A 21,902-nucleotide genomic window follows, 5' to 3' on the forward strand; every position below is an offset into this window, starting at 1 on the left:
GCAGTGAGCCCCCAGGAACCTCCGCGCCGCCGGGTGCCCGGGCCCGCGCGGCCGCGTCCGGCGGCCCGCCCGGCGCCGCGCCGCCCCAAGGCCCCCACCCGCATAAGGCTCGGCAGTCCCCGGCCCCGGCTGCGCCTGGTCAGCGTGCTGCTCGCGCTCGTCATGACCGCCTTCGTGGTGCGGCTGCTCCAGGTGCAGGCGGTCGACGCCAGCGCGTACTCCGCCAAGGCGGAGAAGAACCGGTACGCCAGCTACGCGCTGCCCGCCGAGCGCGGTGAGATCACCGACCGCTCCGGCGTCGCCCTGGCCACCAGCGTCGACGCGTACGACATCACCGCCGACCCGTCGCTGTTCACCCTCGCCTCCAGCAAGGCCGACGACGCCCCGGAGCAGGCCGCGGCCCTGCTCTCGCCGCTGATCGGCAAGGACCAGGAGGAGATCGCCAAGAAGCTGAAGACGCCCAAGAGCCGCTATGTGGTCCTCGCCCGGCGCCAGACCCCGCAGGTCTGGAACCAGATCAAGGACCTGAAGAAGGTCTTCGCCGAGAAGGCCCGCGCCGACCTGGCCAAGGGCGGCCGCGGCGCCAATGTGCTCTCCGGAGTCTTCAACGAGTCCAGCAGCAAGCGGGTCTACCCGAACGGCGACCTCGCCGCCGGGATACTGGGCTACGTCAACGCCGAGGGCCGGGGCGGCGGCGGCCTGGAGGCCCAGCTCGACAAGGCCCTGGCCGGCCAGGACGGCAAGATCACCTACGCCCAGTCCGGCGGTCGCCGGGTGCCCACGGCGGGCACCCACGAGACCCCGGCCGTGCCCGGCTCGGGCGTCGAGCTGACCATCGACCGGGACATCCAGTGGATGGCCCAGAAGGCCATCACCGACCAGGTCCGCAAGTCGCGGGCCGACCGCGGCTATGTGGTGGTCCAGCGCACCGACACCGGCGAGGTGCTGGCCATGGCCAACGCCCCCGGCTTCGACCCCAACGACCTCTCGCAGGCCAACAGGGCCGCGATGGGCAACGCCGCCGTCCAGGACGCGTACGAGCCCGGCTCCACCGCCAAGGTCATGTCCATGGCGGCGGTCCTGGAGGAGAACGCGGCGACACCGCTGACCCATGTCACCGTGCCCAACCGGCTGCACCGGGGCGACCGGCTCTTCAAGGACGACATCGACCACGCCACCTGGAACCTGACGCTCAACGGCGTCCTGGCCAAGTCCAGCAACATCGGGACGATCCTGGCGGTCGAGCAGCTGGGCAAGACCGACGCCGAGGCCGACCAGGTCCTCTACTCGTATCTGCGCAAGTTCGGCATCGGCTCGCCGAGCGGCCTCGGCTACCCCGGCGAGACCCCCGGCATCCTCGCCCCGCCGCAGAAGTGGTCGACCTCCCAGCAGTACACGGTCCGCTTCGGCCAGGGCCTCTCGCTCAACGCCATGCAGGCGGCCTCCGTCTACTCGACGATCGCCAACGGCGGGGTGCGGATCGAGCCGACGCTCGTACGGGGCACCAAGGGCCCCGACGGCCGGTTCGCCCCGGCGCCCGCGCCCAAGCAGACGCGGGTGGTCAGTGAGAAGACCGCCAAGACCCTGGCGCAGATGCTGGAGTCGGTCGTCGGCGACGAGGAGGGGACCGGAGTCAAGGCCCGCATCCCCGGGTACCTGGTCGCGGGCAAGACCGGCACGGCCAACCGGGTCGACCCCAAGACCGGCCGCTACCACGGCTACACCGCGTCCTTCGCCGGGTTCGCCCCCGCCGACAAGCCCGCCGTCACCGTCTACTGCGCCATCCAGAACCCCACCAAGGGCAGCTACTTCGGCGGCCAGATCTGCGGCCCCATCTACAAGCAGGTGATGGAGTTCGCGCTCAAGACCCTCCAGGTCCCGCCGACCGGCGCCCCGGCCCCCAATCTGCCCGTCAGCTTCGGCGCCAACGACTGAATCCGGAACCATCAGTGACAACCATCACCCCCGGTCCCGGGAACCAGGACCGCAACCACCACGCCCCGCCCCCCTCTTTTGGCGACCCGGCGGGTACGCCCGGTACGCTCACCGCCGTGCCACACGCTGATCAGTACCGAACCGCCCCGCAGGAGACCCCCGCGCAGCAGCCGGGAGCGCCCCGCCCGGACCAGGTCCGCCCGACATCCCTGGGCGAGCTGGCCGACCGGCTGGGCGCCGGGAACCCAGGACCGGGCGAGGTCAGTGGCATCACCCACGACTCCCGCGCGGTCCGCCCCGGCGATCTCTACGCCGCACTGCCCGGCGCCCGCTTCCACGGCGCCGACTTCGCCGCCCAGGCCGCGGGCCTCGGAGCCAGTGCCGTCCTCACCGACCCGGCGGGCGCCGACCGCGCCGCCGCCACGGGCCTGCCGGTGCTGGTCACCGCGGACCCGCGCGCCGTGATGGGCCAGCTGGCCGCCGAGATCTACGGGTACCCCGGCCGCGACCTGCTCCAGCTGGGCATCACCGGGACCTCGGGCAAGACCACCACCGCGTACCTCGTCGAGGGCGGGCTGCGCGGCGCCGGGCACCGGACGGGCCTGATCGGCACCGTCGAGACCCGCATCGGCGACGAGCGCATCAAGTCCGAGCGCACCACCCCCGAAGCCACCGATCTGCAGGCCCTGTTCGCGGTGATGCGCGAGCGCGGGGTCGAGTCGGTCGCCATGGAGGTCTCCAGCCACGCCCTGGTGCTCGGCCGGGTCGACGGCTGCGTCTTCGACGTCGCCGTTTTCAACAACCTGAGCCCGGAGCACATGGAGTTCCACTCCGACATGGAGGACTACTTCCGGGCCAAGGCGCAGCTGTTCACACCGCAGCGCGCCCGGCTCGGCGTGGTGAACTTCGACGACGAGTACGGCCGCAAGCTGGTGGTCGAGTCCGGCATCCCGGTCACCACCTTCTCGGCCGAGGGCCACCCGGACGCCGACTGGCGCGCCGAGGACGTGGACGTACGCCAGGACAGCTCCACCTTCACGGCCGTCGGCCCCAAGGGCGAGCGCATCTCGGCCACCGCCCCGCTGCCCGGCCCCTTCAACGTCGCCAACACCCTCGCCGCGATCGTCACGCTGGCCATCGCCGGCATCGACCCGCAGACCGCCGCCGACGGCGTGGCCGCCGTGCCCGGCGTGCCCGGCCGCCTGGAGCGGGTGGACGCGGGCCAGGAGTTCCTGGCCGTCGTCGACTACGCGCACAAGACGGACGCCGTCGAATCGGTTCTGCGCTCACTGCGCAAGGTCACCCGGGGCAAGCTGCACATCGTGCTCGGCTGCGGCGGCGACCGCGACCAGACCAAGCGCGGCCCGATGGGCGCGGCCGCCGCACGGCTCGCCGACACCGCCGTACTGACCTCCGACAACCCCCGCTCCGAGGACCCGCTCGCGATCCTCGCCGCCATGCTCGCGGGCGCCGCCGAGGTGCCCGCGCACGAGCGCGGCGACGTCGTGGTCGAGGCCGACCGGGCCGCGGCCATCGCCGCGGCCGTGGCCCGCGCCGAGCCGGGCGACACCGTCCTGGTCGCGGGCAAGGGCCATGAACAGGGCCAGGACACCGCCGGAGTGGTCCGCCCCTTCGACGACCGCCTGGTGCTCCGGGCCGCGATCGAAGAACGCCGATCGAACACCGCCAAGAACAGTCAGGGATGAAGCAGTGATCGCCCTCTCCCTCGCCGAGATCGCCGCCATCGTCGGCGGGCAGTCGTGCGACATACCGGATCCGTCCGTCCAGGTCACGGGTTCCGTCGTCATCGACTCCCGCCAGGTGGCGCCCGGCTCCCTCTTCGCCGCCTTCGCGGGCGAGCACGTCGACGGCCACGACTACGCGCGCGTGGCGTACGAGGCGGGCGCGGTGGCCGTGCTGGCCGCCCGTCCCGTCGGTGTGCCCGCGATCGTGGTCGACGACGTCCAGGGCGCCCTCGGCGCGCTGGCCCGCGAGGTCGTACGCCGCCTGGGCACCGACGTGGTCGCGCTCACCGGCTCGTCCGGCAAGACGTCCACCAAGGACCTGATCGCCCAGGTGCTCCAGCGGCACGCGCCGACGGTCTTCACGCCGGGCTCGCTCAACAACGAGATCGGCCTGCCGCTGACCGCGCTCACCGCCACCTCCGAGACCCGGCACCTGGTCCTGGAGATGGGTGCGCGCGGAATCGGCCACATCCGCTACCTCACCGGGCTGACCCCGCCGCGTATCGGCCTCGTCCTCAACGTCGGGACCGCCCACATCGGCGAGTTCGGCGGCCGCGAGCAGATCGCCGAGGCCAAGGGCGAGCTGGTCGAGGTGCTGCCGGCCGACGGCTGCGCGGTGCTCAACGCGGACGATCCGCTCGTACGGGCCATGGCGCCCCGCACCACGGCGCGCGTCCTGCTGTTCGGCGAGGCCGAGGACGCGGACGTACGCGCCGAGAATGTCCGGCTCACAGACGCCGGACAGCCCTCCTTCAGGCTTCACACACCCTCCGGGTGCAGTGACGTGACCTTGCGCCTGTACGGTGAGCACCACGTGTCGAACGCGCTCGCCGCGGCCGCCGTCGCCCATGAGCTGGGCATGCCTGTGGACGAGATCGCCCTCGCGCTCTCCGAGGCGGGCACCCTCTCCCGCTGGCGTATGGAGGTCACCGAGCGTCCGGACGGAGTGACAGTCGTCAACGACGCCTACAACGCGAACCCCGAGTCCATGCGAGCCGCTCTGCGCGCGCTCGCGGCCATGGGCAAGGGGCGACGGACGTGGGCGGTGCTCGGTCCGATGGCCGAGCTCGGCGACGAATCGCTCGCCGAGCACGACGCGGTCGGACGGCTCGCCGTCCGGCTCAACGTCAGCAAGCTCGTGGCAGTCGGGGACCGGGAAGCGTCCTGGCTGCAACTGGGCGCATATAACGAGGGTTCGTGGGGTGAGGAGTCGGTGCACGTGTCCGACGCACAGGCGGCCGTCGACCTGCTGCGCAGTGAACTGCGCCCGGGAGACGTCGTGCTGGTGAAGGCATCGCGGTCGATCGGCCTGGAACGGGTGGCACTCGCGCTGCTCGACGGTGGCGTCGAGGGCGAGGTCGCCGCCCGATGAGGCAGATCCTCTTCGCGGGAGCCATCGGTCTCTTCCTGACCCTGGTCGGCACCCCGCTGCTCATCAAGCTGCTCGCCCGCAAGGGCTACGGCCAGTTCATCCGCGACGACGGCCCGCGCGGCCACGCCGGGAAGAAGGGCACACCCACCATGGGTGGCATCGCCTTCATCCTGGCCACGCTCATCGCGTACGCCGCCACCAAGGTGATCACCAGTGAGGACCCGACGTTCTCGGGCCTGTTGGTGCTCTTCCTGACCGCCGGCATGGGCCTGGTCGGCTTCCTGGACGACTACATCAAGATCGTCAAGCAGCGTTCGCTGGGTCTGCGGGCCAAGGCGAAGATGGCCGGTCAGCTGATCGTCGGCATCACCTTCGCGGTGCTGGCGCTCCAGTTCGCCGACCACCGCGGCAACACCCCGGCCTCCACCAAGCTGTCGTTCATCACGGACTTCGGCTGGACGATCGGCCCGGTCCTGTTCGTGGTCTGGGCGCTGTTCATGATTCTCGCCATGTCCAACGGCGTGAACCTGACGGACGGTCTGGACGGCCTGGCCACCGGCGCGTCGGTGATGGTCTTCGGTGCGTACACGTTCATCGGGCTCTGGCAGTTCCAGGAGTCCTGCGCCAACGCGCAGACCCTCACCAACCCCAACGCCTGCTTCGAGGTGCGCGACCCGCTGGACCTCGCGGTGGTCGCCTCGGCCCTGATGGGCTCCTGCTTCGGCTTCCTGTGGTGGAACACCTCACCGGCCAAGATCTTCATGGGCGACACCGGCTCGCTCGCGCTCGGCGGCGCGCTCGCCGGCCTCGCGATCTGCTCGCGGACCGAGTTCCTGATAGCGCTGCTCGGCGGCCTCTTCGTGATGATCACCATGTCGGTGGTCATCCAGGTCGGCTCCTTCAAGATGACCGGTAAGCGGGTCTTCCGGATGGCGCCGCTCCAGCACCACTTCGAACTCAAGGGGTGGTCCGAAGTCCTTGTGGTGGTCCGGTTCTGGATCATCCAGGGCATGTGCGTCATCGTGGGTCTGGGACTCTTCTACGCGGGATGGGCAGCCGACAAGTGAGCCAGAGCTGGCAGGGCAGGCGGATCACCGTCGCCGGTCTCGGGGTGAGCGGCATCAGCGCCGCCCGCGCCCTGGCCGGTCTCGGCGCCGTGGTCACGGTCGTGGACGGCGGCGACTCCGGTACGCACCGGGAGCGCGCGGCGGACCTGGCGGAGGAAGGTATCTCCGTACGGCTGGGAGACGCGGCCACGCTCCCCGAGGGGACCGACCTGGTCGTCACCTCGCCCGGCTGGAAGCCCGACTCCCCGCTCTTCGCGGCGGCCGCCGAGGCGGGCGTCGACGTGGTCGGCGACGTGGAGATCGCCTGGCGGCTGCGGGGCGAGAAAGCGGCGCCGTGGCTGGCGATCACCGGCACCAACGGCAAGACCACCACCACCCAGATGCTCGCCTCGATCCTGCGCGCGGCGGGGCTGCGGACCGCCGCCGTCGGGAACATCGGGACCCCGATCATCGACGTGGTGCTCGGCGAGGAGACGTACGACGTCCTCGCCGTCGAGCTCTCCAGCTACCAGCTGCACTGGGCGCCCTCGCTGCGCGCCCACTCGGCCGCCGTGCTCAACCTGGCGCCGGACCACCTCGACTGGCACGGCTCCATGCAGGCGTACGCCGCCGACAAGGGCCGGATCTACGAGGGCAACACGGTCGCCTGCGTCTACAACGTGGCCGACCCCGCCACCGAGGAGCTGGTGCGCGAGGCGGACGTCGAGGAGGGCTGCCGGGCGATCGGCTTCACCCTCGGCGCCCCTGGCCCCTCCCAGCTCGGTGTCGTGGACGGCATCCTGGTCGACCGCGCCTTCGTCGCCAACCGGCAGAAGAACGCCCAGGAGCTGGCCGAGGTCGCGGACGTCAATCCGCCGGCCCCCCACAACATCGCCAACGCCCTCGCGGCGGCGGCCCTCGCCCGTGCCTTCGGCGTCGAGCCCAAGGCCGTACGGGACGGGCTGCGGGCGTTCACGCCCGACGCGCACCGGATCGCGCACGTCCAGGACATCGACTCCGTCGCGTACGTCGACGACTCCAAGGCGACCAACACGCACGCCGCCGAGGCGTCGCTGGCCGCGTACGAGTCGATCGTCTGGATCGCCGGCGGGCTCGCCAAGGGCGCGTCCTTCGACGAGCTGGTACGCAATGCGGCGGAGCGGTTGCGCGGGGTCGTCCTGATCGGCGCCGAGCGGCACCTGATCGCCGAAGCGCTGGCGCGACACGCCCCCGAGGTACCGGTGGTCGACCTCGACCGGACCGACACTGGGGCGATGTCCGCGGCGGTCCGCGAGGCGGCCGGGCTCGCGAAGGCCGGGGACACCGTCCTGCTGGCCCCGGCCTGCGCCTCGATGGACATGTTCACCAACTACAACAAGCGCGGCGAGGCGTTCGCGGAAGCGGTCCGCGAACTCGCCGCCGAGCGCGCCTAGCCGGCCGGGGCCCGTCCCGCGGACCGGCGGCGCCGGGCACGACTGGAGGGGACAGCACACATGCCGGCCGAAGCGATCCCGCCCGGGCTCGTACTGCGCAGCCGTGCCGTCGGTTCCGTGCGCCGCCCGGCGGTCAAGCGAACCGGAAGCAGCAGCTCCGGCCGCAGCCCCCGAGGCGGCCCCAGGCGTCTGTTCGAGCAGGTCCGGCGAGCCTGGGACCGGCCGCTGACCGCGTACTACCTGATCCTCGGCAGTTCGCTGCTGATCACCGTGCTCGGTCTGGTGATGGTCTACTCGGCCTCGATGATCAAGGCCCTGGAGCTCTCGCTGCCGGCCTCGTACTTCTTCCGCAAGCAGTTCCTCGCCGCGATGATCGGCGGGGCGCTGATGGCGGCGGCCGCCCGGATGCCCGCCAAGCTGCACCGGGCGCTGGCGTACCCGATCCTCGTCGTGACCGTCTTCCTGATGATCGTGGTGCAGATCCCCGGGATAGGGATGCGGGTCAACGGCAACCAGAACTGGATCTATCTGGGCGGCCCGTTCCAGCTCCAGCCCAGCGAGTTCGGCAAGCTGGCGCTGGTCCTGTGGGGCGCCGACCTGCTCGCCCGCAAGCAGGACAAACGGTTGCTCACCCAGTGGAAGCACATGCTGGTGCCGCTGGTCCCGGTCGCCTTCCTGCTGCTCGGGCTGATCATGCTCGGCGGCGACATGGGCACCACCATGATTCTCTCGGCCATCCTCTTCGGGCTGCTCTGGCTCGCCGGGGCCCCCACCCGGCTCTTCGCGGGCGTCCTCTCGGTGGCCGGATCGCTCGCGGTGCTGTTCATCAAGACCAGCCCCAACCGGATGGGCCGGCTCGCCTGCATCGGCGCCACCGACCCCGGCCCGCAGGACAAGTGCTGGCAGGCGGTCCATGGAATCTACGCGCTGGCGTCGGGCGGATGGTTCGGTTCCGGTCTGGGTGCGAGTGTGGAAAAATGGGGTCAACTCCCCGAACCGCACACCGACTTCATCTTCGCCATCACCGGTGAGGAACTGGGCCTGGCGGGGACACTGTCGGTGCTCGCCCTGTTCGCGGCTCTAGGCTATGCGGGTATCCGCGTGGCCGGACGCACGGAGGACCCCTTCGTGAGGTACGCCGCGGGAGGTGTGACCACCTGGATCGTGGCCCAGGCCGTGATCAACATCGGTGCGGTGCTCGGCCTGCTGCCGATCGCCGGTGTCCCGCTCCCGCTGTTCTCCTACGGTGGGTCCGCGTTGCTGCCGACCATGTTCGCCGTGGGGCTGCTGATCTCGTTCGCGCGGGACGACCCCGCGGCGCGGGCGGCGCTGGCCATGCGGCAGCCTCGGGTGAGTTGGAAGTCGATGAGACGGCGCGTCAAGAAGCGTCCGTCCGGAGAGCGGTGAATTTCGGTGCATGTCGTACTCGCCGGTGGGGGGACCGCCGGCCACATCGAGCCCGCGCTCGCCCTCGCGGACGCCCTGCGCAGGCAGGACCCGACCGTGGGGATCACGGCCCTCGGCACGGAGAAAGGCCTGGAGACGCGGCTGGTCCCCGAGCGGGGCTATGAACTCGCGCTCATCCCGGCCGTCCCGCTGCCCCGCAGGCCCACCCCCGAACTGATCACCGTCCCGGGGCGGCTGCGCGGCACCATCAAGGCCGCCGAGCAGATCCTGGAGCGCACCAAGGCGGACTGCGTCGTCGGCTTCGGCGGCTATGTCGCCCTGCCCGGCTACCTCGCGGCCAAGCGCCTCGGGGTGCCGATCGTGGTCCACGAGGCCAACGCCCGCCCGGGCCTGGCCAACAAGATCGGCTCGCGGTACGCGGCCGGGGTCGCCGTCGCCACGCCCGACAGCAAGCTGCGGGGCGCGCGCTACATCGGCATCCCGCTGCGGCACTCCATCGCCACCCTCGACCGCGCCCGGGTCCGCCCCGAGGCGCGCGCCGCGTTCGGGCTCGACCCCAACCTGCCGACGCTGCTCGTCTCCGGCGGCTCGCAGGGCGCCCGCCGCCTCAACGAGGTGATCCAGCAGGTCGCGCCGGTGCTCCAGCGCTCCGGCATCCAGATCCTGCACGCGGTCGGCCCGAAGAACGAGCTGCCGCGCGCCGACAACATGCCCGGAATGCCGCCGTACATCCCGGTACCGTACGTGGACCGGATGGATCTCGCGTACGCCGCGGCCGACATGATGCTCTGCCGCGCGGGCGCGATGACCGTCGCCGAACTCTCCGCCGTCGGGCTGCCCGCCGCCTATGTACCGCTGCCGATCGGCAACGGCGAACAGCGGCTCAACGCCCAGCCGGTGGTGAAGGCGGGCGGCGGTCTGCTGGTCGACGACGCCGAGCTCACCCCCGAGTGGGTGCAGGGCCAGGTCCTGCCCGTGCTCGCCGACCCGCACCGGCTCTACGAGATGTCGCGCGCGGCCAGCGAGTTCGGCCGCCGCGACGCCGACGACCTGCTCGTCGGCATGGTGTACGAGGCGATCGCCGCGCGCTGACGGAGCGGCAGAAGGCAGGGGACCGTGGCCGGACAGGCGACCGCTCGACGCGGGGCGGGGCAGGCGAGGAAGTCCGGCCCGTCCGGCCCCCGCCGGCCGGGCCGCGGACGCCTTCGGCTGCCGCTGCGGCCCCGGGCGCTGCTGATCCTGGCCGCCGTCGTGGTGCTCGGCGCCGCCGCCACCTGGGTGCTGTACGGCTCCACGTGGCTGCGGGTCGAGCGGGTGAAAACCACCGGGACCGAGGTGTTGAGCACCGCCGAGGTCGAGGCGGCCGCGAAGGTGCCCGTCGGCTCGCCGCTGGTCTCGGTCGACACGGGGGCGATCGAGGCGCGGCTGCTGCACGCGCTGCCGCGGATCGACTCGGTGGACGTCGGCCGTTCCTGGCCGCACGGCATCACGCTTGAGGTGACCGAGCGAAAGCCCGTACTCCTCATGCGAAAAGGCGCGAAGTTCGTCGAAGTGGACGCCAAGGGTGTGCGGTTCGCCACGGTCGCCAAGGCGCCCGCGGGCGTACCGCTGCTCGAACTGAACCCGGACAACTCGCCCAGCCTGCGGCGGTTTCCGGTCGACGCGCTGCTGCGCGAGGCGGTGAAGGTCACGGGCGAACTCCCGGCGCCGGTGGCCAAGGACACCCGGCTGGTACGAGTCACGTCGTACGACGCCGTCTCCCTGGAGTTGAGCCGCGGGCGTACCGTCCTGTGGGGCAGTGACGAGGACGGTGAACTCAAGGCCCGTACCCTGGTCGCCCTCATGAAAGCGGCAGCCAGGGCGCGGTACTTCGATGTGAGTGCGCCCACCGCCCCTGCGGTATCGGGCAGTTGACGCACATCCGCGCTGGCCAGCACCCTGGTTGGTCATCGCTACGGGTGATCACATAGGGTGAAAAGAAAAACGGGAGGTTCGGCGTGTTCGTTGAACGTGCGCCACTTGTCGACTTAGTGTCCTGTTCGGAAGAGTCCAGGGAACAGACACATTGGTAACCCTAAACTTCAACGTTAGGGTTCGGGTCGGCGTTCGGACCGTCCCACATCGGCAGTCGTCGTCGCCGTGCGGCAACCGCACGTGACGACCCGTAACTCGAGGCGAGAGGCCTTCGACGTGGCAGCACCGCAGAACTACCTCGCAGTCATCAAGGTCATCGGTGTCGGCGGCGGTGGTGTCAATGCCATCAACCGAATGATCGAGGTCGGTCTCAAGGGCGTCGAGTTCATCGCGATCAACACCGACGCACAAGCTCTGTTGATGAGCGACGCCGACGTCAAGCTCGACGTCGGCCGTGAACTCACCCGCGGCCTCGGGGCCGGAGCCAACCCGGCAGTCGGGCGCAAGGCGGCAGAGGACCACCGCGAGGAGATCGAGGAGGTCCTCAAGGGGGCCGACATGGTCTTCGTCACCGCGGGCGAAGGCGGTGGCACCGGCACCGGCGGCGCGCCCGTCGTCGCCAACATCGCACGCTCGCTCGGCGCCCTCACGATCGGTGTGGTCACCCGGCCGTTCACCTTCGAGGGCCGCCGTCGCGCCAACCAGGCGGAGGACGGCATCGCCGAGCTCCGTGAAGAGGTCGACACCCTCATCGTCATCCCCAACGACCGGCTGCTGTCCATCTCGGACCGCCAGGTCTCGGTGCTCGACGCGTTCAAGTCGGCCGACCAGGTGCTGCTCTCCGGCGTCCAGGGCATCACCGACCTGATCACCACCCCGGGCCTGATCAACCTCGACTTCGCCGACGTCAAGTCGGTCATGTCCGAGGCCGGTTCGGCGCTCATGGGCATCGGCTCGGCGCGCGGCGACGACCGCGCGGTGGCCGCCGCCGAGATGGCGATCTCCTCGCCGCTCCTGGAGGCGTCCATCGACGGCGCCCGCGGCGTGCTGCTCTCCATCTCCGGTGGCTCGGACCTCGGTCTGTTCGAGATCAACGAGGCCGCCCAGCTGGTCAGCGAGGCCGCCCACCCCGAGGCGAACATCATCTTCGGCGCGGTCATCGACGACGCGCTCGGCGACGAGGTCCGGGTCACGGTCATCGCGGCCGGGTTCGACGGCGGACAGCCGCCGGCCCGCCGGGACAACGTCCTGGGCAGCGCCGGCGCCAAGCGCGAGGAGCCCACGCCCGTGCGCGCCACCGAGCGCCCGCTCGGCGGACTCGGCTCGGTGAGCTCCCGCGAGGACACCCCGGCGCCCGCGCCGGTCGACCCCGCCCCGGTCGCCGAGGCCAACCCGCCGCACGTGCCGACGGCCCGCCCGTACCAGGACAGCCAGGCCGAAGAGCTGGATGTCCCGGACTTCTTGAAGTGATAGGGCAGCACTCCCTCGTGAGCGGCGCGCACTTCGCCTTCACCGACCGGTGGGGCGGGGTGAGCGCCGCTCCGTACGAGGAGCTCAACCTCGGCGGGGCGGTCGGCGACGACCCCGCGTCCGTGCGCGCCAACCGCGAGCTCGCCGCCGAGTCGCTGGGGCTCGACCCCGGCCTGGTGGTCTGGATGAACCAGGTGCACGGGCCGGACGTCGCCGTGGTGGACGGGCCGTGGGGTGCGGACGTTGAGATTCCGTCGGTGGACGCGGTGGTGACGGCCCGTCGTGGGCTCGCCCTCGCGGTCCTGACCGCCGACTGCACACCCGTTCTGCTCGCCGACCCGGTCGCGGGGGTGGTGGCCGCCGCGCACGCGGGACGGCCCGGGATGGTCGCGGGCGTGGTGCCCGCGGCGGTACGGGCGATGATCTCGCTCGGCGCCGAGCCGTCCCGGATCACCGCGCGGACCGGGCCCGCGGTGTGCGGGCGGTGCTACGAAGTCCCGGCCGCCATGCGGGACGAGGTCGCCCTGGCCGAACCGGCCGCCCGGTCCGAGACCAGCTGGGGAACGCCCGCGGTGGACGTCACGGCCGGGGTGCACGCCCAGCTCGCGGCGCTCGGCGTGAGCGACCGGCAGGCCTCGACGGTGTGCACCCTGGAATCGCGCGACCACTACTCGTACCGCCGCGACCGCACCACCGGTCGGCTCGCCGGGTACGTCTGGCTGGACGCCGAGGGGGAAGGAAGCGGGCATGACGGACCGTAAGGCGGAACTCGCCGCGAATCTGGCCCAGGTGGAGGAACGTATCGCCTCTGCCTGCGCGGCCGCCGGGCGCAAGCGGGACGAGGTGACGCTCATCGTGGTCACCAAGACCTACCCCGCCGACGACGTACGACTCCTCCATGAACTGGGCGTCCGTCAGGTCGCCGAGAACCGGGACCAGGACGCGGCCCCCAAGGCCGCCGCCTGCGCCGACCTCGACGGACTGCGCTGGCACTTCGTGGGGCAGCTCCAGACGAACAAGGTCCGTTCCGTGGTGGGTTACGCGGATGTGGTGCAGTCCGTCGACCGGGACCGGCTGGTCACCGCCCTCTCCGCCGCCGCCGTGAAGGCGGGGCGGGAGGTGGGGTGTCTGATCCAGGTCGCGCTGGACGCGGAGTCGGGCGCGCGGGGCGACCGCGGGGGCGTCGCGCCGGACGGAATCGAGGAGTTGGCCCGACTTGTGGCGGACGCGCCCGGTCTGCGCCTGGACGGCCTGATGACCGTGGCGCCGCTGGCGGGCGAGTACGCGGACAGGCAACGGGCCGCGTTCGGGCGGCTGATGGATTTGTCGACTGACCTGCGCCGCGCTCATCCGGCTGCGAACATGGTGTCAGCAGGGATGAGTGCGGACCTCGAAGAGGCTGTTGCGGCCGGAGCGACACATGTACGCGTCGGTACGGCGGTACTCGGAGTCCGACCCAGGCTCGGGTAACGTCGCGAAGCAAGTCGGACCACAGCAGAAAATATGGTCATTCCCACTCTTCGGTGGGCAGACCTAGTGGATCGTGGGCACTTGGTGACACTGCGACATATGGCTACAAGGGCGATCCACCACAGAGCGGAGGAATCGGAGAATGGCCGGCGCGATGCGCAAGATGGCGGTCTACCTCGGTCTCGTGGAGGACGACGGGTACGACGGCCCGGGGTTCGACCCCGATGACGAGTTCGAACCCGAGCCGGAGCCCGACCGTCGGCGGCATCAGCCTCCGCATCAGGTCGAACGGGACGAACCGGTACGAGTCGCACAACCCCCCGCGCAGCGCGAGCCGCTGGTCCACGCGGCCGCGCTGCCTGCGGAATCAGGGCGTCCGGCGCGAATCGCCCCCGTGGCGTCCATCACACCTGAACGTCCGAGCCTGGAGAAGAACGCACCGGTGATCATGCCCAAGGTCGTGTCCGAGCGAGAGCCGTACCGCATCACCACGCTGCACCCGCGGACCTACAACGAGGCCCGTACCATCGGGGAACACTTCCGCGAGGGCACGCCTGTGATCATGAATCTCACCGAGATGGACGACACGGATGCGAAGCGACTTGTCGACTTTGCCGCCGGACTCGTGTTTGGTTTGCACGGCAGCATTGAACGGGTGACGCAGAAGGTGTTCCTGTTGTCGCCTGCTAACGTCGATGTCACGGCGGAGGACAAGGCCCGTATCGCAGAGGGCGGTTTCTTCAACCAGAGCTGAGAACACGACACCGGGAACGAACCGGCCAAGGGGCCGGGGCATTGAGTGCAAGGGGAGAGGGAAGCGCGAGATGGGCGTCGCACTACAGGTGGTCTACATCGCGCTGATGTGCTTCCTCATCGTGCTGATCTTCCGGCTCGTCATGGACTACGTCCTGCAGTTCGCCCGCTCATGGCAACCCGGCAAGGCGATGGTGGTCGTTCTTGAGGCCACCTACACTGTCACCGATCCACCGCTCAAGCTTCTGCGGCGGTTCATTCCGCCGCTGCGTCTCGGGGGCGTGGCACTCGACCTGTCCTTCTTCGTTCTGATGATCATCGTCTACATCCTGATCTCCATCGTCACCAGCGTGGGGAGATAGATGTGAGCGATACGGGTTCCTGCCGACTGCCGACGACTACGTAGAGGTGAAGAAGAGATGCCGCTGACCCCTGAGGACGTGCGGAACAAGCAGTTCACGACCGTCCGCCTCCGAGAAGGCTATGACGAGGACGAGGTCGATGCCTTCCTGGACGAGGTCGAAGCCGAACTGACCCGCCTGCTTCGCGAGAACGAGGACCTGCGCGCCAAGCTGGCCGCCGCGACGCGTGCCGCCGCGCAGAACCAGCAGCAGCAGGGCATGCGCAAGCCGGAGCCGCAGGACCAGCGAGGCCCGGGCGCTCCCGTGCCCGCCGCCATATCCGGACCGCCGCAGGTGCAGCAGCAGCCGCAGATGGGCCCGCCCCAGCTGCCGAGCGGCGCCCCGCAGCTGCCGGCCGGCCCCGGTGGCCACGGCCCGCAGGGCCAGCACGGCCAGGGCCCCATGGGCCAGAACCAGCTGGGTCAGGGCCCCATGGGCCAGGGTCCGATGGGCCAGAACCAGATGGGCCAGAACCAGCTCGGCCAGGGTCCGATGGGCCAGGGCCCCATGGGTCAGGGTCCGATGGGCCAGAACCAGATGGGCCAGAACCAGCTCGGCCAGGGCCCCATGGGCCAGCCGATGGGCGGCCCCATGGGCGGTCACGGCCCGCAGATGTCCCAGCCCGGCCAGGGCCCCGGCGGCGACAGCGCCGCCCGTGTCCTCTCGCTGGCCCAGCAGACCGCCGACCAGGCGATCGCCGAGGCCCGCTCCGAGGCCAACAAGATCGTCGGCGAGGCCCGGTCGCGTGCCGAGGGCCTGGAGCGGGACGCCCGCGCCAAGGCGGACGCGCTGGAGCGGGACGCGCAGGAGAAGCACCGCGTCGCGATGGGCTCCCTGGAGTCCGCCCGCGCCACGCTTGAGCGCAAGGTCGAGGACCTGCGCGGCTTCGAGCGCGAGTACCGTACGCGCCTGAAGTCCTACCTGGAGTCGCAGCTGCGTCAGCTGGAGACCCAGGCGGACGACTCGCTGGCTCCGCCGCGTACCCCGGCGACCGCGTCGCTGCCGCCGGCCCCGCAGATGAGCGGGTCGATGGCGTCGGCCGGTGCGGGCTCGATGGGCCACACCATGGGCGGCCAGCCGTCGATGGGCGGCGCGCCGTCGTACGGCGGGCAGCAGCAGATGTCGCCCGCGATGACGCAGCCGATGGCGCCGGTGCGGCCGCAGGGCCCGTCGCCGATGCAGCAGGCTCCGTCCCCGATGCGCGGCTTCCTCATCGACGAGGACGACAACTGACGGGCGGTACGCGCGTGACGCGCGCGTAGCCGTCGGCAGGCTAAGGGCCGGGCCCCCGGATTTCTCCGGGGGCCCGGCCCTTTTGCGCCCCCACCCCACCCCTTCCCGAAACTCTCCGAGGGATCTGGTCGGGTGCGGATCGTGCTGGGTTGCTCGCGCAGTTCCCCGCGCCCCTGAATACCTAGGGGCGCGGGGAACTGCGCGACAAGCCCCCACCGGCCTGCAGTCGAGACAACAAAGCGGCCCGCCGCCCCGGCATACGGGGAAGCGGGCCGCTCTCGGCCGAGTGGCTACGCCTTGCGCAGGCGGAACGTCAGCGACAGGGACTCGTCGGTGAAGGGGGCGCCGTACGTGTCGTCCGCCGAGCCGGACGCGTAGTCCGTCGCCAGAACCTCCTCCGCGATCAGCGCCGCGTGCGCGGACAGCGCCGACACGACCTCCGCGTCGGACGACGACCACCGCACCGCGATCCGATCCGCCACATCGAGCCCGCTGTTCTTGCGAGCCTCCTGGATCAGCCGGATCGCGTCACGGGCGAGGCCCGCGAGCCGCAGCTCCGGAGTGATCTCCAGGTCGAGCGCGACCGTCGCGCCGGAGTCCGAGGCCACCGACCACCCCTCACGCGGGGTCTCCGTGATGATCACCTCGTCGGGGGCGAGAACGACCTCCTCGCCGTTCACCGAGACCGACGCCGAACCCGTGTCCCGCAGTGACGCCGACAGCGCCGCCGCGTCGGCCGCCGCGACCGCCTTGGCCACGTCCTGGACGCCCTTGCCGAACCGCTTGCCCAGGGCACGGAAGTTCGCCTTGGCCGTGGTGTCGACCAGCGAGCCGCCTCCCGCTGCACCAGCGGAGGAATCAGCCAGGGACGCCAGGGACGAGACGTTCAGCTCCTCCGTGATCTGCGCGTGCAGCTCAGGCGAGAGGGACTCGAAGCCCGCCACCGCGACCAGCGCGCGCGACAGCGGCTGGCGCGTCTTGACGCCCGACTCCGCGCGCGTGGCGCGGCCCAGCTCCACCAGACGGCGCACGAGCAGCATCTGCTGCGACAGCGTCGGATCGATCGCCGACGCGTCCGCCTTCGGCCACGACGACAGGTGCACGGACTCCGGCGCGTCCGGCGTCACCGGCACCACCATGTCCTGCCACACCCGCTCGGTGATGAACGGCGTCAGCGGGGCCAGCAGCCGGGTGACGGTCTCCACGACGTCGTGCAGCGTGCGCAGCGCCGCCTTGTCGCCCTGCCAGAACCGGCGCCGCGAACGGCGTACGTACCAGTTGGACAGGTCGTCCACGAACGACGACAGGAGCTTGCCCGCGCGCTGCGTGTCGTAGGCCTCCAGCGCCTGCGTCACCTGGTCGACCAGTGCGTTCAGCTCGCTCAGCAGCCAGCGGTCGAGGACCGTGCGCTCGGCCGGGGCCGGGTCGGCCGCGCTGGGCGCCCACTCGGACGTACGGGCGTACAGCGCCTGGAAGGCCACCGTGTTCCAGTACGTCAGGAGCGTCTTGCGGACGACCTCCTGGATGGTGCCGTGGCCGACTCGGCGGGCCGCCCACGGGGAGCCGCCGGCCGCCATGAACCAGCGCACCGCGTCCGCGCCGTGCTGGTCCATCAGCGGGATCGGCTGCAGGATGTTGCCCAGGTGCTTGGACATCTTGCGGCCGTCCTCGGCCAGGATGTGGCCCAGGCACACCACGTTCTCGTAACTCGACTTGTCGAAGACGAGCGTGCCGACCGCCATCAGCGTGTAGAACCAGCCACGCGTCTGGTCGATCGCCTCGGAGATGAACTGCGCCGGGTACCGGCTCTCGAACAGCTCCTTGTTCTTGTACGGGTAGCCCCACTGCGCGAACGGCATCGAGCCCGAGTCGTACCAGGCGTCGATGACCTCGGGGACGCGGACCGCCGTGTGCGAGCAGCCCTCGGCCGTGCAGGTGAAGGTGACGTCGTCGATGTACGGGCGGTGCGGGTCCAGCTCGGTGTGGTCCTGGCCGGACAGCTCGGAGAGCTCCGCGCGCGAGCCGACGCAGGTGAGGTGGTCGTCCTCGCAGCGCCAGATGGGCAGCGGCGTGCCCCAGTAGCGGTTGCGGGAGAGCGCCCAGTCGATGTTGTTGTTCAGCCAGTCGCCGAAGCGGCCCTGCTTGACCGAGTCCGGGAACCAGTTGGTCTTCTCGTTCTCCCGCAGCATCGCGTCCTTGACGGCGGTGGTGCGGATGTACCAGGACGGCTGCGCGTAGTAGAGCAGCGCGGTGTGGCAGCGCCAGCAGTGCGGGTAGCTGTGCTCGTACGGCACGTGGCGGAAGAGCAGACCGCGGTCGGCGAGGTCCTGCGTCAGCTTCTCGTCGGCCTTCTTGAAGAAGACGCCGCCGACGAGCGGGACGTCCTCCTCGAAGGTGCCGTCGGGGCGGACCGGGTTCACCACCGGCAGGTCGTACGCCTTGCAGACCAGGAGGTCGTCGGCGCCGAAGGCGGGGGACTGGTGGACCAGACCCGTACCGTCCTCGGTCGTGACGTAGTCGGCGTTCACCACGTAGTGGGCGGGCGCCGGGAACTCCACCAGCTCGAAGGGGCGCTGGTAGGTCCAGCGCTCCATCTCGGCGCCGGTGAAGGTCTGGCCGGTGGCCTCCCAGCCCTCGCCGAGCGCCTTCTCCAGGAGCGGCTGGGCGACGACCAGCTTTTCCTCGCCGTCGGTGGCGACGACGTAGGTGACCTCGGGGTGGGCCGCGACCGCCGTGTTGGACACCAGGGTCCACGGGGTCGTCGTCCACACCAGGAGCGCCGCCTCGCCCGCGAGGGGGCCGCCGGTGAGCGGGAAGCGGACGAAGACCGAGGGGTCGACGACCGTCTCGTAGCCCTGCGCCAGCTCGTGGTCGGAGAGGCCCGTGCCGCAGCGCGGGCACCAGGGGGCGACGCGGTGGTCCTGGGTGAGCAGGCCCTTGTTGAAGATCTCCTTCAACGACCACCAGACGGACTCGACGTACTCGGGGTCCATCGTGCGGTAGGCGTCGTCGAGGTCGACCCAGTAGCCCATACGGGTCGTGAGCTCGGCGAAGGCGTCGGTGTGGCGGGTCACGGACTCGCGGCACTTGGCGTTGAACTCGGCGATGCCGTACGCCTCGATGTCCTTCTTGCCGTTGAAGCCGAGCTCCTTCTCGACGGCGAGCTCGACCGGCAGGCCGTGGCAGTCCCAGCCGGCCTTGCGGGCCACGTGGTAGCCCTGCATGGTCCTGAAGCGCGGGAAGACGTCCTTGAAGACGCGGGCCTCGATGTGGTGGGCACCGGGCATGCCGTTGGCGGTCGGCGGGCCCTCGTAGAAGACCCACTCGGGGCGGCCCTCGGACTGTTCGAGGCTCTTGGAGAAGACCTTCGCCTGCTCCCAGAAGTCGAGCACGGCGTGCTCAAGGGCGGGCAGGTCTACCTGGGCGGGCACCTGGCGGTACTGCGACATCCGTTCATCCTCCGGCGGATCGTCGTACGTTTCCGTCGGAGGGACGAGAGCTTGCGCTCCCGCGGTACCACCCTCCTTGGCGGTGTGCGGAACACCGCCCCCTCATTGGGGTCGCGAAGCCGGTTCTACTCGCTCCCGCACGACGCGGGCGCTTTCTTCCGGCGGCTCCGGGGTGATCTTCACATCGCGCTCGCCTCCGGGCTCCCACCGTCCCCGGATCGCTCTTGGCTGCGTACGACGCTACTCGTCCCATTCACGCCTCTCGCTGCGCCCAGTGTACGGGCCCGCACCGACAGCGGCCGACCGGTTTTCGACGGGCCGGAACCGGTGGTCCGCCGAGCGGTGCCCCCGCGTGCGCAGATGACCCGAATGGCCATACGTGGTCGGGCGGAGTCCGGCTCCGCCCGTGTGGCGGATTACGGGCCACGGAGCTGGGCACAACGGATGCAGGTTCGTCTCCGGGCATGCGTGGCGGGGCCGGACCGGCGGCGTGCCCCGTTGCCGCGGGCCTGGGGTCGATTTATCGTCCCAGCACGATTCGCGAGCAAGATCACAATATGTGAAGGGGCCGCGGCCATGGTGGCGAAGAAGACCGCGTTGGCGTCCGATGACGCCGTGGTGGCCGCGGCCACGAAGAGCTCGTCCGGGAAGAAGGCCGCGGCCAAGAAGGAGGCGGTCCCGAAGAAGACCGCGGCCCGAAAGACCACGGGCACGTCGGTCAAGAAGGCCGCGACAAAGGAAGCGGCTGCCAGGACGGAACCGGCCAAGAAGACCGCGACCAAGGAGGCCGCCGCCAAGAAGGCCACGCCGAAGAAGGCGGCGACAAAGAAGGCGGCGACAAAGAAGGCGGCGACAAAGAAGGCGGCGACAAAGAAGGCGGCGACAAAGAAGGCCGTGGCCGAGGAGGCCGCTGCCAAGAAGGCTCCGGCCAAGAAAGCCGTGGCCGAGAAGGCAGCCGTTGAAAAGGCGGCTCCGGCCGAGAAGGCTGCCGCCAAGAAGGCGGCGTCTGCCAAGAAGGCACTGCCGGGCAAGGCTGCCGGTGGGGCAGCGAAGAAGGCCGCCACCGCGGCCAAGGGGGCGGCCCAGGCCGCGGAGCAGAGGGGAGCCAACAAGGTGGTTGCCAAGAACACGGCGGGCGGGGCGCCGGCCAGGAAGTCCACGGCGGCGTCGACCGTGCCCAAGGCGCGGGCCGTCGACTCAGCCGTGCCCGGTGTGCTGCCGGTGCGGCCCGGCGAGGACCCGTGGACCCCGGCAGAGGTCGCCGAGGCCCGTAACGAGCTCTCCAGCGAGGTGCTGCGGCTGCGCAGCGAGATCGAGAACTCCGAGCAGGCGCTGAGCGGGCTGATGCGCGACTCCGGGGACGGCGCGGGCGACGACGACGCCGACACCGGCACCAAGAACATCACCCGCGAACACGAGATGGCGCTAGCCGCCAACGCGCGCGAGATGCTGGAGCAGACCGAGCGGGCGCTTGAGCGCCTGGACGCCGGTACGTACGGCTACTGCGAGGTCTGCGGCAATCCCATCGGCAAGGCGCGGATGCAGGCGTTCCCGCGCGCGACCCTCTGCGTCGAGGACAAGCAGAAGCAGGAACGGCGGGGCTGACTCCTTACGTGTGTGTCGTACCCTCGTCCTCAGTCAGGTACCTAGGGTTGAGGGACTCACGTGGCAGAGGCGGAGCGCATCATCGGTACGCCGGACGTAGACGGGCCCGACGAGGCCGCTGTCCCCGCCGAGCGGCCCAGGGGCAGGCGCAGGATCGCCGTGCTGTTCGCGGTGGCGCTCTTCGCGTTCCTCCTCGACCTCGGCAGCAAGATGCTCGTGGTGGCCAGGCTGGAGCACCACGAGCCGATCGAGGTCTTCGGCGATCTGCTGAAGCTGGAGGCGATCCGCAACCCGGGTGCTGCCTTCGGCATGGGCGAGGCGTTCACGGTGATCTTCACGGTCATCGCGGCGACGGTCATCGTGGTGATCTTCCGGCTCGCCCGCAAGCTCTACAGCCTGCCGTGGGCGATCGCGCTCGGCCTGCTCCTCGGCGGTGCGCTCGGCAACCTCACCGACCGGATCTTCCGCTCCCCGGGCGTCTTCGAGGGCGCGGTGGTCGACTTCATCGCCCCCAAGGGCTTCGCGGTCTTCAACCTGGCCGACTCCGCGATCGTCTGCGGCGGCTTCCTGATCGTGATCCTCTCGTTCCGGGGCCTGGACCCGGACGGAACGGTCCACAAGGACTGAAACGGTCCACAGGGACTGATCCACAACCCGGTGCGAACGGGG

Annotated in this window: 17 protein-coding genes; 16 read left to right on the forward strand and 1 reads right to left on the reverse strand. The window is 70.6% G+C overall.

What is annotated here, in order from left to right:
* Positions 1-3 precede the first annotated feature (3 nt).
* From BG418_RS13810 to BG418_RS13875, 14 genes are all read left to right on the forward strand, one after another.
* Positions 4-1,935, forward strand: coding sequence for a penicillin-binding protein 2 (locus BG418_RS13810; protein WP_188274116.1), 1,932 nt, complete (start codon positions 4-6; stop codon positions 1,933-1,935).
* A gap of 14 nt (positions 1,936-1,949) precedes the next feature.
* Complete coding sequence (locus tag BG418_RS13815) at positions 1,950-3,641, forward strand: UDP-N-acetylmuramoyl-L-alanyl-D-glutamate--2,6-diaminopimelate ligase (RefSeq protein WP_188274117.1); 1,692 nt, start codon at positions 1,950-1,952, stop codon at positions 3,639-3,641.
* A 4-nt stretch (positions 3,642-3,645) separates the two neighbouring features.
* On the forward strand, positions 3,646-5,052 hold the full coding sequence (murF, locus tag BG418_RS13820; RefSeq protein ID WP_188274118.1) for a UDP-N-acetylmuramoyl-tripeptide--D-alanyl-D-alanine ligase: 1,407 nt from the start codon (positions 3,646-3,648) through the stop codon (positions 5,050-5,052).
* A complete protein-coding gene (mraY, locus tag BG418_RS13825; protein ID WP_188274119.1) occupies positions 5,049-6,119 on the forward strand; it encodes a phospho-N-acetylmuramoyl-pentapeptide-transferase in 1,071 nt (356 codons plus the stop codon). Before murF ends, mraY begins: the two co-directional genes overlap by 4 nt.
* Positions 6,101-7,531, forward strand: a complete 1,431-nt coding sequence (gene murD / locus BG418_RS13830) for a UDP-N-acetylmuramoyl-L-alanine--D-glutamate ligase (RefSeq protein ID WP_188274120.1) — start codon at positions 6,101-6,103, stop codon at positions 7,529-7,531. Before mraY ends, murD begins: the two co-directional genes overlap by 19 nt.
* Positions 7,532-7,591: 60 nt before the next feature.
* Positions 7,592-8,938, forward strand: a complete 1,347-nt coding sequence (gene ftsW / locus BG418_RS13835) for a putative lipid II flippase FtsW (RefSeq protein ID WP_188274121.1) — start codon at positions 7,592-7,594, stop codon at positions 8,936-8,938.
* 6 nt (positions 8,939-8,944) lie between these two features.
* A complete protein-coding gene (gene murG / locus BG418_RS13840) occupies positions 8,945-10,030 on the forward strand; it encodes an undecaprenyldiphospho-muramoylpentapeptide beta-N-acetylglucosaminyltransferase (RefSeq protein ID WP_188274122.1) in 1,086 nt (361 codons plus the stop codon).
* Positions 10,031-10,054: 24 nt separating this feature from the next.
* The gene (locus tag BG418_RS13845) at positions 10,055-10,852 is read left to right on the forward strand and encodes an FtsQ-type POTRA domain-containing protein (protein WP_188274123.1); all 798 of its coding nucleotides are present in this window, start codon (positions 10,055-10,057) and stop codon (positions 10,850-10,852) included.
* Positions 10,853-11,128: 276 nt separating this feature from the next.
* Positions 11,129-12,322, forward strand: coding sequence for a cell division protein FtsZ (gene ftsZ / locus BG418_RS13850; RefSeq protein WP_188274124.1), 1,194 nt, complete (start codon positions 11,129-11,131; stop codon positions 12,320-12,322).
* 17 nt (positions 12,323-12,339) lie between these two features.
* Positions 12,340-13,083 carry a peptidoglycan editing factor PgeF gene (gene pgeF / locus BG418_RS13855; protein WP_188274125.1) on the forward strand — a complete coding sequence of 248 codons (744 nt, stop codon included), beginning with the start codon at positions 12,340-12,342 and terminating at the stop codon, positions 13,081-13,083.
* Positions 13,070-13,792 carry a YggS family pyridoxal phosphate-dependent enzyme gene (locus BG418_RS13860; protein WP_188274126.1) on the forward strand — a complete coding sequence of 241 codons (723 nt, stop codon included), beginning with the start codon at positions 13,070-13,072 and terminating at the stop codon, positions 13,790-13,792. Before pgeF ends, BG418_RS13860 begins: the two co-directional genes overlap by 14 nt.
* Positions 13,793-13,934: 142 nt before the next feature.
* Positions 13,935-14,546, forward strand: a complete 612-nt coding sequence (locus tag BG418_RS13865) for a cell division protein SepF (protein WP_188274127.1) — start codon at positions 13,935-13,937, stop codon at positions 14,544-14,546.
* A gap of 70 nt (positions 14,547-14,616) precedes the next feature.
* A complete protein-coding gene (locus tag BG418_RS13870) occupies positions 14,617-14,907 on the forward strand; it encodes a YggT family protein (RefSeq protein WP_188274128.1) in 291 nt (96 codons plus the stop codon).
* A gap of 57 nt (positions 14,908-14,964) precedes the next feature.
* The gene (locus tag BG418_RS13875) at positions 14,965-16,179 is read left to right on the forward strand and encodes a DivIVA domain-containing protein (RefSeq protein WP_188274129.1); all 1,215 of its coding nucleotides are present in this window, start codon (positions 14,965-14,967) and stop codon (positions 16,177-16,179) included.
* A 290-nt stretch (positions 16,180-16,469) separates the two neighbouring features.
* On the opposite strand, the gene ileS is transcribed toward BG418_RS13875, so the two are convergent.
* A complete protein-coding gene (ileS, locus tag BG418_RS13880; RefSeq protein WP_188274130.1) occupies positions 16,470-19,628 on the reverse strand; it encodes an isoleucine--tRNA ligase in 3,159 nt (1,052 codons plus the stop codon).
* A 576-nt stretch (positions 19,629-20,204) separates the two neighbouring features.
* Here ileS and BG418_RS13885 point away from each other — a divergent pair.
* Positions 20,205-21,233 (forward strand): TraR/DksA C4-type zinc finger protein, encoded by a 1,029-nt coding sequence (locus tag BG418_RS13885; protein WP_188274131.1) that lies wholly within the window; start codon positions 20,205-20,207, stop codon positions 21,231-21,233.
* 60 nt (positions 21,234-21,293) lie between these two features.
* Positions 21,294-21,860, forward strand: a complete 567-nt coding sequence (gene lspA / locus BG418_RS13890; RefSeq protein WP_188274132.1) for a signal peptidase II — start codon at positions 21,294-21,296, stop codon at positions 21,858-21,860.
* Positions 21,861-21,902: the final 42 nt, after the last annotated feature.

The sequence above is a fragment of the Streptomyces sp. CBMA152 genome (assembly GCF_014596475.1).
Taxonomy (GTDB): Bacteria; Actinomycetota; Actinomycetes; order Streptomycetales; family Streptomycetaceae; genus Streptomyces.

Bases quoted from the DNA above. Each gene is read 5' to 3' on its own strand.
- mraY (WP_188274119.1), top strand. From the start codon at position 5,049: ATGAGGCAGATCCTCTTCGCGGGAGCCATCGGTCTCTTCCTGACCCTG.
- murD (WP_188274120.1), top strand. From the start codon at position 6,101: ATGGGCAGCCGACAAGTGAGCCAGAGCTGGCAGGGCAGGCGGATCACC.
- ftsW (WP_188274121.1), top strand. From the start codon at position 7,592: ATGCCGGCCGAAGCGATCCCGCCCGGGCTCGTACTGCGCAGCCGTGCC.
- BG418_RS13860 (WP_188274126.1), top strand. From the start codon at position 13,070: ATGACGGACCGTAAGGCGGAACTCGCCGCGAATCTGGCCCAGGTGGAG.
- BG418_RS13865 (WP_188274127.1), top strand. From the start codon at position 13,935: ATGGCCGGCGCGATGCGCAAGATGGCGGTCTACCTCGGTCTCGTGGAG.
- BG418_RS13870 (WP_188274128.1), top strand. From the start codon at position 14,617: ATGGGCGTCGCACTACAGGTGGTCTACATCGCGCTGATGTGCTTCCTC.
- BG418_RS13875 (WP_188274129.1), top strand. From the start codon at position 14,965: ATGCCGCTGACCCCTGAGGACGTGCGGAACAAGCAGTTCACGACCGTC.
- ileS (WP_188274130.1), bottom strand. From the start codon at position 19,628: ATGTCGCAGTACCGCCAGGTGCCCGCCCAGGTAGACCTGCCCGCCCTT.
- BG418_RS13885 (WP_188274131.1), top strand. From the start codon at position 20,205: ATGGTGGCGAAGAAGACCGCGTTGGCGTCCGATGACGCCGTGGTGGCC.